The 14,148-nt window shown below is 56.0% G+C and carries 12 protein-coding genes; 5 read left to right on the plus strand and 7 right to left on the minus strand.

The genetic code is table 11. The annotated features are described in order from the left end of the window. Positions 1 to 48: 48 nt before the first annotated feature. Positions 49 to 1,329 carry a glutamate-1-semialdehyde 2,1-aminomutase gene (gene hemL / locus KTH07_RS01670; RefSeq protein WP_015572714.1) on the minus strand — a complete coding sequence of 427 codons (1,281 nt, stop codon included), beginning with the start codon at positions 1,327 to 1,329 and terminating at the stop codon, positions 49 to 51. Between the two features lie 177 nt (positions 1,330 to 1,506). Between hemL and clcA the strand changes: the two genes are divergently transcribed. Together clcA and erpA are read left to right on the plus strand one after the other, a co-directional pair. Further along, positions 1,507 to 2,907, plus strand: a complete 1,401-nt coding sequence (gene clcA, locus KTH07_RS01675) for a H(+)/Cl(-) exchange transporter ClcA (RefSeq protein WP_017383743.1) — start codon at positions 1,507 to 1,509, stop codon at positions 2,905 to 2,907. A gap of 85 nt (positions 2,908 to 2,992) precedes the next feature. Then, complete coding sequence (gene erpA, locus KTH07_RS01680) at positions 2,993 to 3,337, plus strand: iron-sulfur cluster insertion protein ErpA (protein WP_003856230.1); 345 nt, start codon at positions 2,993 to 2,995, stop codon at positions 3,335 to 3,337. 58 nt (positions 3,338 to 3,395) lie between these two features. Here the strand turns inward: erpA and KTH07_RS01685 are convergent, their stop codons facing one another. Genes KTH07_RS01685 through mtnN form a run of 3 tightly spaced genes read right to left on the minus strand, consistent with a single transcriptional unit; the run spans position 3,396 to position 5,543 of the window. After that, positions 3,396 to 4,019: a TRIC cation channel family protein gene (locus KTH07_RS01685; protein WP_003856227.1), complete on the minus strand. Its 624-nt coding sequence runs from the start codon at positions 4,017 to 4,019 to the stop codon at positions 3,396 to 3,398. A gap of 23 nt (positions 4,020 to 4,042) precedes the next feature. After that, positions 4,043 to 4,852 (minus strand): vitamin B12 ABC transporter substrate-binding protein BtuF, encoded by an 810-nt coding sequence (btuF, locus tag KTH07_RS01690; protein ID WP_017383741.1) that lies wholly within the window; start codon positions 4,850 to 4,852, stop codon positions 4,043 to 4,045. Beyond that, positions 4,845 to 5,543 carry a 5'-methylthioadenosine/S-adenosylhomocysteine nucleosidase gene (gene mtnN / locus KTH07_RS01695; RefSeq protein WP_003856223.1) on the minus strand — a complete coding sequence of 233 codons (699 nt, stop codon included), beginning with the start codon at positions 5,541 to 5,543 and terminating at the stop codon, positions 4,845 to 4,847. Before mtnN ends, btuF begins: the two co-directional genes overlap by 8 nt. A gap of 82 nt (positions 5,544 to 5,625) precedes the next feature. Here mtnN and dgt point away from each other — a divergent pair, with 82 nt between their 5' ends. The 3 genes from dgt to KTH07_RS01710 all read left to right on the plus strand — a co-directional run bounded on the left by dgt (position 5,626) and on the right by KTH07_RS01710 (position 10,010). Then, the gene (dgt, locus tag KTH07_RS01700; RefSeq protein WP_015572717.1) at positions 5,626 to 7,140 is read left to right on the plus strand and encodes a dGTPase; all 1,515 of its coding nucleotides are present in this window, start codon (positions 5,626 to 5,628) and stop codon (positions 7,138 to 7,140) included. A 132-nt stretch (positions 7,141 to 7,272) separates the two neighbouring features. Then, entirely contained in the window at positions 7,273 to 8,706 is a 1,434-nt protein-coding gene (gene degP / locus KTH07_RS01705) for a serine endoprotease DegP (protein ID WP_023303104.1), read from the plus strand. Positions 8,707 to 8,852: 146 nt separating this feature from the next. Then, positions 8,853 to 10,010, plus strand: coding sequence for a CdaR family transcriptional regulator (locus KTH07_RS01710; protein ID WP_003856217.1), 1,158 nt, complete (start codon positions 8,853 to 8,855; stop codon positions 10,008 to 10,010). A gap of 89 nt (positions 10,011 to 10,099) precedes the next feature. Here KTH07_RS01710 and KTH07_RS01715 read toward each other — a convergent pair whose 3' ends face one another. The 3 genes from KTH07_RS01715 to glnD all read right to left on the minus strand — a co-directional run bounded on the left by KTH07_RS01715 (position 10,100) and on the right by glnD (position 14,133). After that, complete coding sequence (locus KTH07_RS01715; RefSeq protein ID WP_015572719.1) at positions 10,100 to 10,489, minus strand: DUF3461 family protein; 390 nt, start codon at positions 10,487 to 10,489, stop codon at positions 10,100 to 10,102. 111 nt (positions 10,490 to 10,600) lie between these two features. Continuing rightward, a complete protein-coding gene (gene dapD, locus KTH07_RS01720) occupies positions 10,601 to 11,425 on the minus strand; it encodes a 2,3,4,5-tetrahydropyridine-2,6-dicarboxylate N-succinyltransferase (protein ID WP_003856214.1) in 825 nt (274 codons plus the stop codon). Between the two features lie 32 nt (positions 11,426 to 11,457). Further along, positions 11,458 to 14,133, minus strand: a complete 2,676-nt coding sequence (glnD, locus tag KTH07_RS01725; RefSeq protein ID WP_032620961.1) for a bifunctional uridylyltransferase/uridylyl-removing protein GlnD — start codon at positions 14,131 to 14,133, stop codon at positions 11,458 to 11,460. Positions 14,134 to 14,148 lie beyond the last annotated feature (15 nt).

The raw sequence follows: 14,148 nt of genomic DNA on the forward strand, positions 1-14,148 counted from the left end.
GGAGAACATCGTAGGCCGGGTAAGCGTTAGCGCCACCCGGCAATGCCCTTAGAGCTTCGCAAACACCTTACGCGCTGCGTCGATGGTGTTATTGATATCTTCTTCGCTGTGCGCCACGGACATAAAGCCCGCTTCAAACGCTGACGGCGCAAGATACACGCCTTCTTCCAGCATCAGATGGAAGAAGCGTTTGAAGCGTTCCACGTCGCATTTCACCACGTCCTGATAGCAGGTCACGGTTTTCGCATCGGTGAAGAAAATCCCGAACATCCCGCCGACGTGGTTTACCACCAGCGGAATACCCGCGTCTTCTGCGGCTTCCAGCAGGCCGTTTGCCAGCTGCGTCGTCCGGTCCGTCAGGGTTTCGTGGATACCCGGCTGCGCCACTTCGGTCAGACAGGCAAAGCCCGCCGCCATCGCAATCGGGTTACCGGAGAGCGTACCCGCCTGGTAAACCGGACCGGTTGGCGCCAGCGCGTCCATCACGTCCTTACGGCCGCCAAACGCGCCGACAGGCATGCCGCCGCCAATGATTTTGCCGAGGCAGGTCAGATCCGGCTCAACGCCGTAGTATGACTGCGCCCCCGCCAGCGCGACGCGGAAACCGGTCATCACTTCGTCGATGATCAGCAGCGCGCCGAACTCATCGCACAGCGCGCGCAGGCCCGGCAGGAAATCCGGCTGCGGTGGAATACAGTTCATGTTGCCCGCCACCGGTTCAACGATGATGCAGGCGATCTCCTGCGGATACTGCTCGAACGCGGCGCGAACGGTGTTCAGATCGTTATAGGTGCAGGTCAGCGTGTGTTTCGCGAAATCAGCCGGCACCCCCGGGGAGTTCGGTTGACCGAGCGTCAGCGCGCCGGAACCGGCTTTTACCAGCAGGCAGTCGGCGTGGCCGTGATAACAACCTTCGAACTTGATGATCTTGTCACGACCGGTAAAACCGCGCGCCAGACGGATAGCGCTCATGGTCGCTTCGGTACCGGAGTTCACCATACGCACCATGTCCATCGTTGGCACCAGCTCGGTGACCAACTCCGCCATTTTGACTTCCATCTCGGTTGGCGCGCCGAAGCTCAGGCCGCGCTGAGCGGCTTCAATCACCGCGTTGCGGATCGCCGGGTGGTTGTGCCCCAGTACCATCGGGCCCCAGGAGCCGACGTAATCGACATAGGCTTTACCATCCACATCATACAGATATGCCCCATCCGCACGTTCGATAAACAGCGGGGTGCCACCCACGCCGGTAAAGGCGCGCACGGGTGAATTCACGCCGCCTGGGATAAGCTCGCGGGCTGCGCTGTAGAGGTTTTCAGACTTGCTCATGGCGTCGTTCCTGGTTCGTAGAAATAAGTTAAGGCAACTATTCTAAGTGATTCGGAAGAGGTTATAAAATTTTTGGCCCTCAGAAGGCTTAACAATTGTTAAGTATTTTTCAGGGGACGAGGGGATTGTCTCTGGTAGAATCCCTGCGGCCTTTTGTATGACGAAACAGAACAGGTAATGAACGAGAACACACCTTCTTTTGAACAACAACAGTTTACGCGCGCGAAGCACCGGGTCAGTATCCGGCGGCTGCTCAACCGTGACAAAACCCCGTTAGCCATTCTGCTGGCAGCCGCCGTGGTCGGTACGCTGGCCGGGCTGGTGGGGGTCGCATTCGAGAAAGCGGTCAACGCGGTGCTCAACTGGCGCATAGGTACCGTCGCCAGCTTTGCCGATCGGGAATGGCTGGTCTGGGTGTGGGCCTTTGGCCTTTCGGCGCTGTTTGCCATGGTGGGGTATTTTCTGGTGCGTAAATTCGCACCTGAAGCAGGTGGCTCGGGGATCCCTGAAATTGAGGGGGCGCTGGAGGAACTACGCCCGGTTCGCTGGTGGCGGGTGCTTCCTGTGAAATTTATCGGCGGGATGGGAACCCTCGGGGCGGGCATGGTGCTCGGTCGGGAAGGGCCAACGGTACAGCTGGGCGGTAACGTCGGGCGCATGGTCGGCGATCTGTTCCGTATGCGCAGCGCCGAAGCACGACATACACTGCTGGCGACGGGGGCCGCAGCGGGGCTGTCTGCGGCGTTTAACGCGCCGCTGGCGGGTATCCTGTTTATCATTGAAGAGATGCGCGCCCAGTTCCGCTACAACCTGATCTCCATTAAAGCGGTGTTTACCGGCGTGATTATGTCGAGCATTGTCTTTCGCGTCTTTAACGGCGAAGGAGCGGTGATTGAAGTTGGCAAGCTGACCAATGCGCCGGTCAATACTTTATGGCTGTATCTGGTTCTTGGGATGATTTTTGGCGTCGTCGGCCCGCTTTTTAACACCCTGATTTTACGGGCGCAGGATATGTTTCAGCGCATCCATGGCGGAAATACCACGAAATGGGTGCTGGTGGGAGGCCTGCTTGGCGGCGTGTGCGGGATCCTCGGTTTCATCGAACCGAATGCGGCGGGCGGCGGTTTCGGCCTGATTCCCATTGCCGCGGCGGGGAATTTCAGCGTAGGCCTGCTGCTGTTTATGTTTATTTCTCGCGTCATCACTACGGTATTGTGCTTCTCCTCCGGCGCACCGGGCGGCATTTTCGCTCCGATGCTGGCACTGGGAACGCTGCTGGGTACGGCGTTCGGGATGGCGGCGGCGGCAGGTTTCCCGGCCTACCATCTGGATGCGGGGACGTTTGCGGTTGCGGGAATGGGGGCGCTGCTGGCGGCCTCCCTGCGCGCGCCGCTGACCGGGATCGTACTGGTGCTGGAAATGACCGACAATTACCAGCTCATTTTGCCAATGATCATTACCTGTCTCGGCGCGACACTATTAGCCCAATTCCTGGGTGGAAAACCGCTATACTCCACCATTCTTGCCCGTACCCTGGCGAAACAGGAAGCTGAACAGGCCCTGAAGCAGAATACTTGAATGAATTACCAGGGTATTAGATAATGACAAAAAGAATTGGGTGATTTTTGCCCAATAGCAGTCGCAGTATTCATGGGAGCATAAGATGAGTGATGACGTAGCGTTGCCGCTGGAATTTACCGAAGCAGCAGCGAAAAAAGTGAAAACCCTGATTGCCGACGAGGACAATCCGGATCTGAAACTGCGTGTTTATATTACCGGCGGCGGCTGTAGTGGCTTCCAGTATGGTTTTACCTTTGACGATCAGGTTAACGATGGTGATATGACTATCGAGAAACAGGGCGTCGCGCTGGTGGTTGACCCGATGAGCCTGCAATATCTGGTGGGCGGTTCAGTGGACTACACTGAAGGTCTGGAAGGTTCGCGCTTTGTGGTGACTAACCCGAATGCGACCAGCACCTGCGGGTGTGGTTCTTCGTTCAGTATTTAAGCCTGAACGCAGATTGTAGGCCCGGTAAGCGAAGCGCTACCGGGCTTATAAACGACGCCTATCTTGAATTTTCATCCAGCGCAAACGTCGGCAGCTTCAGGTGCCAGCGTATCGCCGCTAAACGGATCACCAGCGTGACCACCATCCCCAGCATCGCCGCATTCTCCAGCGGGACAGCAAAGGTGTAATACGCCGTGGCGTGAACAATCCCCCCGATGATACAGGCCGTCGCGTAGATTTCCGTTCGCAGGATCATCGGGACTTCTCGCGCCAGTATGTCGCGAATAATCCCTCCGCCCACGCCGGTTAACACGCCCATACAGATCGCCACCAGCGGGCCAGTCCCGGCAATAAAGGCTTTATTCACGCCTATTCCCACAAAGACCGCCAGACCGACGGCATCCAGCACCGGCAATATCCATTTTGGCAGTCTGCGAGGCTGACGAACCAGCACGATGGTTAACAGGCAGGTGACCATCGCCACCACCAGATCCGTGGGATCTTTTACCCAAAATACCGGGCCATTTGCCAGCGCCATATCGCGGATCGTTCCGCCTCCCACCGCCGTAACAACGCCGAGTACCAGTACGCCAAAAGGGTCCATGCGCAGTTTTCCGGCAAGCAAAACGCCGGAGATAGCAAAAACGGCTGTGCCAAGAATATCCAGCCAATACACGAGCATCGTTAAATCCTCGAAGGGGGTATTTATCTGTTTGAGTGACTCTCTGCCAGTTCGGCGCAGAGTTGTTTTGCGGCGAGGATAATACGCGGGCTGGCGCGTTCAAACCAGTCGCTGTTGAGTGCGATGACCGGAATTTTAAGCTGCCGATGCCAGAATTGTTCTATTTTAGGAATCTCGCTCGCATTTCCGACCACCACAATGGCCTGCGGTTGTCGCGCAAGAACCTGCTCACGACTGACCTGGGGCCAGGGAACCCGGCTTTCGGCAAAGATATTTTCACCTCCACAGGTTTCAAGCACCTGGTTCTGGATCGAGCCTTTCCCGGTAGTGAACAGCGGCTGGCTGCCAAATTGCAGAAAAACGCGTTGTTTCGGTTGCGTGCCGTATCGGGCTTTTAGCGCGGCATAGTCGTTGAGCATCTGCTGTGCAGCCTGCCCGGCGCGTTGGGGGGTAGGGCTGAAAGGCGCGAGGTCACGGAGGGTTTGCGCCACCTGTTCGATGCTCACCGCGTCCACCCATTTCACCGTTATTCCCAGCGAAGAGAGCTGGTTCACCTGCCGTTCGGCATTACCGCCGCGCCAGGCGAGGACCAGATCGGGCTTTAGCGCCACGATGCGTTCCAGGTTCATTCCCTGCCAGGTGGCAACCTGTTCGATATGGGCGGCCTGCGGTGGATAATCGGAAAAGCTGCTCACCGCAACGGGCGTGATCCCGGCGGCAAACGCCAGTTCCGTATTGGCAGGAGAGAGAGTGATCACCCGCGGCGCGGCGATGAGCCAGGCCGGAGCGAGCAGAAGCAGGGCGACCAGCGCCCTGAATGACACCTTACCCACGCGCCAGTTTCTGCACCAGGGTTTCCACCATCACGGTGGACTGTTTCGCCGCAACGGCCAGGAATTCGTCGAAGCTGATGTGGGACTGCTGGTCCGCCACGTCAGAGATAGCGCGAACGACCACGAACGGCACGCTGAAGTTATGGCATACGTGCGCGATGGCCGTGGCTTCCATCTCAACGGCCACAGCCTGCGGGAAGTTATGACGGATTTTCGCCAGACCGACAGAGCCGTTGATAAAGGCATCGCCGCTGACGATCAGGCCACGCACCGCATTGAGGTTCAGCTCGTTAATGCAGCTTTCAGCGGCGGCAATCAGCTTATCATCCGCTTTAAACCCGGCCGGGCAGCCCGGAAGCTGACCATATTCGTAGCCGAATGCGGTGACATCTGCATCGTGGTAACGCGCTTCGTCGGAAACCACGATATCGCCCACTTTCAGCGTCGGCGCCAGACCGCCCGCAGAACCCGTATTAATGATAACGTCAGGCTTGCAGCGCTCAAGCAGCAGGGTCGCGCCCAGTGCCGCTGCAACTTTACCGATGCCTGATTTCAGCAGAGCCACGTCAACACCGTTCAGCTGGCCGGTGTAGATCTCACAGCCACCGAGGGAGAGGGTCTGACGGTTCTCAATTTTGTCACGCAGCAGCGTAACTTCTTCTTCCATTGCACCAATAATGCCGATTTTCATAGATTTACTCGCGATGTGCCTTGTTAAGATGCATAGTCTATCATGCGGTTAAGGGGAAACGCATTCTCACGCGGGGGAGCACATGGCACCAATCGATTTTCGCACCAAAATTAACTGGCACCGACGTTTCCGTTCGCCACAGGGCGATAAGAGCGAACATGAGATCCTGCGCATTTTCGAAAGCGATCGCGGACGCATCATCAACTCGCCCGCCATCCGTCGGTTACAGCAAAAAACCCAGGTGTTCCCGCTGGAGCGTAACGCTGCGGTGCGTACGCGGTTAACGCACTCCATGGAAGTGCAGCAGGTGGGGCGCTACATTGCGAAAGAGATCCTCAGCCGCCTTAAAGAGCAACGTCTGCTGGAAACCTACGGACTGGATGAACTGACCGGGCCGTTCGAAAGCATCGTTGAGATGGCCTGCCTGATGCACGATATCGGCAATCCTCCCTTTGGTCATTTCGGCGAGGCCGCCATCAATGACTGGTTTAAACAGCGGCTTTTTCCCTCTGACGCCATAAGCCAGCCGCTCAGCGATGACCGCTGTGTGGTACGCGATTTATGCCTGCGTGAAGGCGAAGATAGCCTGAACGATCTGCGCCGTAAGGTGCGCCAGGATCTGTGTCATTTCGAAGGTAACGCGCAGGGGATCCGTCTGGTGCACTCCCTGATGCGGATGAATCTGACCTGGGCCCAGGTGGGCTGTATTCTTAAATACACGCGTCCCGCATGGTGGACCGGAGAAACGCCCGCCACGCATAGCTACCTGATGAAAAAACCGGGCTATTACTTATCGGAAGAAGCATACATCGCGCGGTTGCGTAAAGAACTGTCTCTGACCCCTAATGGCCGTTTTCCATTGACATGGATTATGGAAGCGGCTGATGACATTTCTTATTGCGTGGCCGATCTGGAAGACGCGGTGGAAAAAAGAATATTCAGCGTCGAGGAGCTGTATCAGCATCTTCATGATGCCTGGGGAGAGCATGAAAAAGGTTCTCTGTTTGCGCAGGTCGTCGAGAATGCCTGGGATAAATCGCGTTCAAATTCGCTGAGCCGCAGTACCGAAGATCAGTTCTTTATGTATTTGCGGGTGAACACGCTGAATAAACTGGTGCCGTATGCGGCCGCCCGTTTCATTGATAATTTGCCGATGATATTTAGCGGGGAATTTAATCACGCCCTGCTGGAAGATGAGAGCAGTTTTAGTCAGCTTCTTGAATTATATAAAAACGTGGCTGTTCGCCATGTTTTCAGCCACCCGGATGTCGAACAGCTGGAGCTGCAAGGATACCGGGTTATCAGCGGGTTGCTGGAGATTTATGGCCCGCTGCTCCAGCTGACGGTCGATGAGTTTAGCGAGCTGGCAAATAATGAACGTGTTCGCCGCCTGCCGATTGAATCTCGTCTCTATCAGAAGCTTTCAACCCGCCACCGGCTGGCATACATTGAAGCCGTCAGTAAAATAGATCGCCATTCTTCCCAATGGCCAGTCATGGAATATTATTATCGCTGTCGTCTTATCCAGGACTATATCAGCGGGATGACAGATTTGTATGCCTGGGATGAATACCGCAAGCTTATGGCCGTTGAATAAGCCATGAGTTTTGTAAAGACGACCAATAAATTTTTACTTTTTCCATAAACTTAATCCCGGAACTAAGCGGTATAAAACGAATCTGAGTTACACAGCAATTTTGCGTTATCTGGTAAATCGAGATTGAGAAACATGAAAAAAACCACATTAGCAATGAGTGCACTGGCTCTGAGTTTAGGTTTAGCGCTGTCCCCTCTGGCGATGGCGGCCGAGACAGCTTCCTCGGCAGCGACTGCGCAGCAGATGCCAAGCCTGGCCCCGATGCTCGAAAAAGTGATGCCATCGGTGGTGAGTATTAACGTTGAGGGCAGCACGACCGTCAATACGCCGCGTATGCCGCGTAATTTCCAGCAGTTCTTCGGCGATAATTCGCCATTCTGCCAGGACGGTTCGCCATTCCAGAGCTCCCCGTTCTGTCAGGGCGGCGGCGCAGGGGATGACGGCATGGGCGGCGGCCAGCAGCAGAAATTCATGGCACTCGGCTCGGGCGTGATTATTGATGCAGCGAAAGGCTACGTGGTGACCAATAACCACGTGGTAGATAATGCTAACACCATTAAGGTGCAGATGAGCGATGGCCGTAAATTCGATGCCAAAGTGGTTGGTAAAGACCCGCGCTCCGACATCGCGCTGATTCAAATCCAGGATCCGAAGAACCTGACGGCGATTAAGCTTGCCGACTCTGACGCGCTGCGCGTGGGTGACTACACCGTCGCCATCGGTAACCCATTTGGTCTGGGCGAAACCGTGACCTCGGGTATCGTCTCTGCGCTGGGACGTAGCGGCCTGAATGCGGAAAACTATGAAAACTTCATTCAGACGGATGCGGCCATTAACCGTGGTAACTCCGGCGGTGCGCTGGTTAACCTGAACGGTGAGCTGATCGGTATCAACACCGCTATCCTGGCACCGGACGGTGGCAACATCGGTATCGGCTTTGCTATCCCGAGCAACATGGTGAAAAACCTGACTGCGCAGATGGTGCAATATGGACAGGTGAAACGCGGTGAGCTGGGGATCATGGGTACCGAACTGAACTCCGAGCTGGCGAAAGCGATGAAAGTGGACGCTCAGCGCGGCGCATTCGTAAGCCAGGTCATGCCGAACTCTTCGGCGGCGAAAGCCGGCATTAAAGCGGGTGACGTGATCACCTCTCTGAACGGTAAGCCGATCAGCAGCTTTGCCGCCCTGCGTGCGGAAGTGGGTTCTATGCCAATCGGCAGTAAAGTGACCCTCGGCCTGCTGCGTGAAGGTAAGCCGGTTAACGTGAGCCTGGAACTGCAACAAAGCAGTCAGAATCAGGTCGATTCCAGCACCATCTTCAGCGGTATTGAAGGTGCCGAGATGAGCAACAAAGGGGCAGATAAAGGCGTGGTGGTGAACAACGTGAAAGCGAACTCACCTGCTGCCCGTATCGGCCTGAAAAAAGGTGATGTGATCATGGGCGCTAACCAGCAGCCGGTGAAAAACATCGCTGAACTGCGCAAAATTCTCGACAGCAAGCCTTCTGTGCTGGCGCTGAATATTCAGCGTGGTGATACCTCTATTTATCTCCTGATGCAGTAATCTTCTTAAGCCCCTGTTCGCAGGGGCTTTCTCTTTTCTGTGACCTTTCCCACAACTCCATACATCTCTCTCTGCCTCTGGGCATCTGCACAATGCAGCCTTAGCTGAACTTCCCTATGCTTGAGCTCTGCTCACGGGAGGGTTATATGGCTGGCTGGCATCTTGATACCAAAATGGCGCAGGATATCGTGGCGCGAACCATGCGCATCATTGATACCAATATCAACGTAATGGATGCCCGCGGGCGCATTATCGGCAGCGGCGATCGTGAGCGTATTGGGGAATTGCACGAAGGGGCGTTGCTGGTGCTCTCTCAGGGGCGCGTGGTCGACATCGATGACGCCGTGGCGAAACATCTGCACGGGGTCCGTCAGGGGATCAACCTGCCGCTGCGTCTGGAAGGAGAGATTGTTGGCGTTATCGGTCTGACCGGCGACCCTGAATCGCTGCGTAAATACGGTGAGCTGGTCTGCATGACGGCGGAGATGATGCTGGAGCAGTCGCGTCTGATGCACCTGCTCGCCCAGGACAGCCGCCTGCGTGAAGAGCTGGTGATGAATTTGATTCAGGCTGAGGAGCACACGCCTGCCCTGAGCGAATGGGCGCAGCGTCTGGGTATCGACCTGAATCAGCCGCGCGTGGTCGCCGTTATTGAGGTGGATAGCGGCCAGCTTGGTGTGGACAGCGCCATGGTGGAGCTACAGCAGCTGCAAAACATGCTGGCGACGCCGGAGCGTAACAACCTGGTGGCGATTGTCTCTTTGACGGAAATGGTGGTGCTCAAGCCTGCGCTTAATCAGTTTGGTCGCTGGGACGCGGAAGATCATCGTCGCCGCGTTGAGCTGCTAATCGAGCGCATGAAGGAGAACGGACAGCTCCGTTTTCGCGTCGCGCTGGGAAATTACTTTACCGGGCCGGGAAGCATCGCTCGTTCATGGCGAACGGCGCGCACCACCATGATGGTGGGTAAACAGCGCATGCCGGAGAGCCGCAGTTATTTCTATCAGGATCTGATGCTGCCGGTCCTGCTCGACAGCCTGCGCGGCGGCTGGCAGGCCAACGAGCTGGCGCGTCCGCTGGTGCGTCTGAAAGCAATGGACAACAACGGGCTGCTGCGCCGCACGTTGCAGGCGTGGTTCCGGCATAACGTGCAGCCGCTGGCAACGTCAAAAGCGCTGTTTATTCACCGTAATACGCTGGAGTATAGGCTAAACCGGATCTCGGAACTGACGGGGCTGGATTTAGGGAATTTTGACGACCGGCTACTGCTGTATGTGGCGTTGCAGCTGGATGAACAGAGATGATGCTGTTTGCCGGGTGGCGGCTTCGCCTTACCCGGCCTACATGTGTTCGTAGGCCCGGTAAGCGAAGCGCCACCGGGCAATAAAACGGCTCATTTGTTACGCGTCAATTTCTCAAGATCCGCTTCAATCTCGCTGATCTTATTGGTGACTACGCTTTCCAGGTGACGCAGGTCGTCAAGGATCTTACGTTTCAGATCGACTTCGCTGCGATCGCGCTGGCAGATTTGATCGAGTTCGTCGATCACGTAGCGCAGGTTAGGGCTGATTTCCTGTACTTCTTTATATCCCTGACCGATACCGTCAGCGACAACGGTCTTACGCTGGCGAGGGTATTTAAACTTCACGCTTTTGGCGAAGAACTCTCCTTTGTCCTTGTGAAAATAGATTTTCAAAATATCGTTATTGGCTTCCTGGCGGAGACTATAACGATCAATTTCATCAGGATTGGTAATGCCCAGACTTTTCAGATTATCGTACATAGCGGTACCCTTGATCTCAACATAACCTATGAATAATTAACGAAAAAATCTATTTTCGCCACCTTCGGATATAAAAAAAGCGGGGTTGCCCCCGCTTTTTGTTATACCCGATTAATCGATGGTGCGCAGCAGTTCATTGATGCCCACTTTACCGCGCGTTTTCGCGTCCACTTTTTTCACGATGACCGCGCAATACAGGCTGTATTTGCCATCTTTAGACGGCAGGTTGCCGGAAACCACAACGGAACCGGCTGGAACGCGGCCGTAGTGAATTTCACCGGTTTCGCGATCGTAAATACGGGTGCTCTGGCCAATATAAACGCCCATGGAGATCACAGAACCTTCTTCGACGATCACGCCTTCAACCACTTCGGAACGTGCGCCGATGAAGCAGTTGTCTTCGATGATGGTTGGGTTAGCCTGAAGTGGCTCCAGAACGCCACCGATGCCCACACCGCCGGACAGGTGAACGTTTTTACCGATCTGCGCGCAGGAGCCGACGGTAGCCCAGGTGTCCACCATGGTGCCTTCGTCAACGTAGGCGCCGATGTTCACGTAGGATGGCATCAGCACGGTGTTGCGTGCGATGAAGGCACCCTGACGAACGGCCGCCGGTGGTACTACGCGGAAGCCCTCTTTCTGGAAGCGCGCTTCGTCGTAATCCGCAAATTTCATTGGCACTTTATCGAAGTAGCGGCTTTCTGCTCCGTCGATAACCTGGTTATCGTTGATACGGAAAGAGAGCAGCACAGCTTTCTTCAGCCATTGATGAGTAACCCACTGACCGTCGATTTTTTCTGCCACGCGCAGCGCGCCGGAATCCAGCAGGGAAATAACCTGGTTTACCGCTTCACGGGTCACGGTATCCACATTTGCCGGAGTGATGTCGGCGCGACGCTCAAAAGCGGACTCAATAACGTTCTGTAACTGCTGCATTGTTTACTCTTTCCATTTCACTAAAAAACACGTCACCCTTTATCGTTTGGATTGAGGGCTGCTGTCAACCGTTGTTGCACTTCAAGTTGCAGGTCATTATTAAGGGCACGCCGGTCGGCCGTCGCGATTATAAATAAATCTTCTACTCGTTCGCCAATGGTTGTAATTCGGGCGCCGTGAAGCGAAATTCCCAGATCGGCAAAAACCTGACCGACGCGGGCGAGCAGCCCTGGCTGGTCGAGCGCAATCAGCTCAAGGAACGATTTACGGTCGGTATGGGTCGGCAGGAAATTGACCTCGGTATCGACGGTAAAGTGGCGCAGTTTTGCCGCCTGACGACGCGGCTGCGGAGGTTGCCAGCTGCGCTGCGTAATCGCCTGCTCGAGGCCAAAGCGTATCCCCTCATGCCTGTCCGACGACAGCGGGCTGCCGTCCGGCTCCAGCACAATAAAGGTGTCCATCGCCATGCCGTCGCGGGTGGTAAAAATCTGCGCGTCGTGCACGCTCAGGTTACGCCTGTCCAGCTCGGCACAGACCGCTGCAAACAAATAAGGCCGGTCCGGGCTCCAGATGAAAATTTCCGTCCCGCCGCGCGTGGCCTGCGGGCTGAGCAGAATCATCGGTTTTGTCAGGTCGTGCTTCAGCAGATGCCGGGCGTGCCAGGCAAGCTGGTTTGGGCTGTGGCGCACAAAGTAGTTGGCGCGACAGCGCGCCCAAATCTGATGCAGTGCCTCTTCGTTGATGTTATCCATGCGCAGCAGGGCCAGCGCCTGCAACTGATGGTGGCGCACACGCTCGCGCATGTCGGGGGTGTTCTGCATCCCGCGACGCAACTGTTTTTCGGTGGCGAAGTAGAGTTCGCGCAGCAGGCTCTGCTTCCAGCTGTTCCACAGGGTTTCGTTGGTGGCGCAGATATCGGCTACCGTCAGGCAGACCAGGTAGCGCAGGCGGTTCTCCGTTTGCACTTCCTCGGCGAACTGCTTGATCACTTCCGGATCCTGAATATCACGACGCTGAGCGGTAACTGACATCAGCAGATGATGGCGAACCAGCCAGGCGATAAGCTGCGTTTCACGCGAGTTCAGGCCGTGCAGCTCGGCAAATTTCAGCACGTCCTGGGCACCGAGCACGGAGTGGTCGCCGCCGCGACCTTTGGCGATATCATGGAACAGGGCGGCGATCAGGATCAGCTCCGGGTGCGCCAGACGTGGCCACAGATCAACGCACAGCGGATGGCGGGATCGCGTCTCTTCTTTAGCGAAGCTTTCCAGCTTCAGCATGACGCGGATCGTGTGCTCATCTACCGTATAGGCGTGAAACAGGTCGAACTGCATCTGCCCGACAATATGCGACCACTGGGGCATATAGGCCCACAATACGCTGTGACGGTGCATCGGCAGCAGACCGCGGCTGACGGCGCCCGGATGACGAAGCATGCTCATGAACAGCGAGCGCGCCTCCGGGATGTAACACAGCGGCTGCTTCAGATGGCGTCGTGCATGGCGCAGATGACGCAGGGTGGTGGAGTAGATCCCGGTGATCGTGCTGTTGCGCACCATGGTGTAGAACATTCGCAGGATCGCTTCCGGTTCGCGAATGAACAACGTTTCGTCGCGCAGATCGATAAGCGTGCCGCGCAGCTGAAATTCGTCATCAATCGGACGCGGTTTTTCGTCTGCCGTCAGCGCGAGGATCGCCTCATCGAACAGCTGTAACAGCATCTGGTTTAGCTCAGAGACGCGGCGGGTGACGCGGAAGAAATCCTTCATCATTTGCTCGACCGGCTCGTTGCCCTCGCCCTGGTAATTCAGGCGCTGCGCCACGCTGAGCTGTCGGTCAAACAGCAGGCGGTTATCGTAGCGGGTGACTTCCAGGTGCAGGGCAAAACGGATGCGCCACAGCAGATGCAGACACTCATTGAGTTCGTTACGTTCGGCTTCGGTCAGAAAACCAAACCCGACCATTTCGTCCAGTGATGTTGCTCCAAAATGTCGACGGGCGACCCATTGCAGCGTGTGGATATCGCGCAGGCCACCGGGGCTGCTTTTAATATCCGGTTCGAGATTATAGCTGGTACCGTGATAACGCTGGTGGCGCTGGTTTTGTTCTTCGACTTTCGCGGCGAAGAATTTTTCCGAAGGCCAGAAGCCGTCGCTAAAGATGTGCTTTTGCAGTTCGAGGAACAGCGCAACGTCGCCAATCAGCAGGCGGGTTTCAATCAGGTTGGTGGCGACGGTCAGGTCAGATAACCCTTCCAGCAGACACTCTTCCAGCGTGCGTACGCTGTGGCCCACTTCCAGCTTTACGTCCCAAAGCAGGGTCAACAGTTCACCGATTTTCTGCGCCCGATCGTCCGGCAGTTTTTTACGGCTTAAGATCAGCAGGTCGATATCAGAGAGCGGATGCAGTTCACCCCGGCCATAGCCGCCGACCGCAACCAGCGCGACGTCGCTCACCTGGCCGAAACCGTAGTCGATCCACAGACGTTGCAGGAGCTGGTCGATAAATTCGGTGCGCGCTTCAATGAGCTGCTCGGCCGAAACGCCTGCGTCAAATGCGCTACCCAGCCAGCGATGGAAAACTTCCATGTGGGCTTTGATATGCGCGCAGGTCAGCTCATGCGGTGGCCAGACGCCCGGGTTATCAGGCTGGTCGGGGAGGGTGGGAAGTGCTGTGTTAGCATACTGTTCGGGTAAGAGATTACTCATCGTGCGCCACCCATA

The organism is Enterobacter cloacae complex sp. ECL72 (assembly GCF_019056635.1).
Taxonomy (GTDB): domain Bacteria; phylum Pseudomonadota; class Gammaproteobacteria; order Enterobacterales; family Enterobacteriaceae; genus Enterobacter; species Enterobacter hormaechei_C.

What these genes read in the sequence shown, in the direction of transcription:
- erpA (WP_003856230.1), top strand. Translation starts at nt 2,993, where the DNA reads ATGAGTGATGACGTAGCGTTGCCGCTGGAATTTACCGAAGCAGCAGCG.
- hemL (WP_015572714.1), bottom strand. Translation starts at nt 1,329, where the DNA reads ATGAGCAAGTCTGAAAACCTCTACAGCGCAGCCCGCGAGCTTATCCCA.
- KTH07_RS01685 (WP_003856227.1), bottom strand. Translation starts at nt 4,019, where the DNA reads ATGCTCGTGTATTGGCTGGATATTCTTGGCACAGCCGTTTTTGCTATC.
- mtnN (WP_003856223.1), bottom strand. Translation starts at nt 5,543, where the DNA reads ATGAAAATCGGCATTATTGGTGCAATGGAAGAAGAAGTTACGCTGCTG.
- dgt (WP_015572717.1), top strand. Translation starts at nt 5,626, where the DNA reads ATGGCACCAATCGATTTTCGCACCAAAATTAACTGGCACCGACGTTTC.
- clcA (WP_017383743.1), top strand. Translation starts at nt 1,507, where the DNA reads ATGAACGAGAACACACCTTCTTTTGAACAACAACAGTTTACGCGCGCG.
- glnD (WP_032620961.1), bottom strand. Translation starts at nt 14,133, where the DNA reads ATGAGTAATCTCTTACCCGAACAGTATGCTAACACAGCACTTCCCACC.
- KTH07_RS01710 (WP_003856217.1), top strand. Translation starts at nt 8,853, where the DNA reads ATGGCTGGCTGGCATCTTGATACCAAAATGGCGCAGGATATCGTGGCG.
- KTH07_RS01715 (WP_015572719.1), bottom strand. Translation starts at nt 10,489, where the DNA reads ATGTACGATAATCTGAAAAGTCTGGGCATTACCAATCCTGATGAAATT.
- degP (WP_023303104.1), top strand. Translation starts at nt 7,273, where the DNA reads ATGAAAAAAACCACATTAGCAATGAGTGCACTGGCTCTGAGTTTAGGT.
- dapD (WP_003856214.1), bottom strand. Translation starts at nt 11,425, where the DNA reads ATGCAGCAGTTACAGAACGTTATTGAGTCCGCTTTTGAGCGTCGCGCC.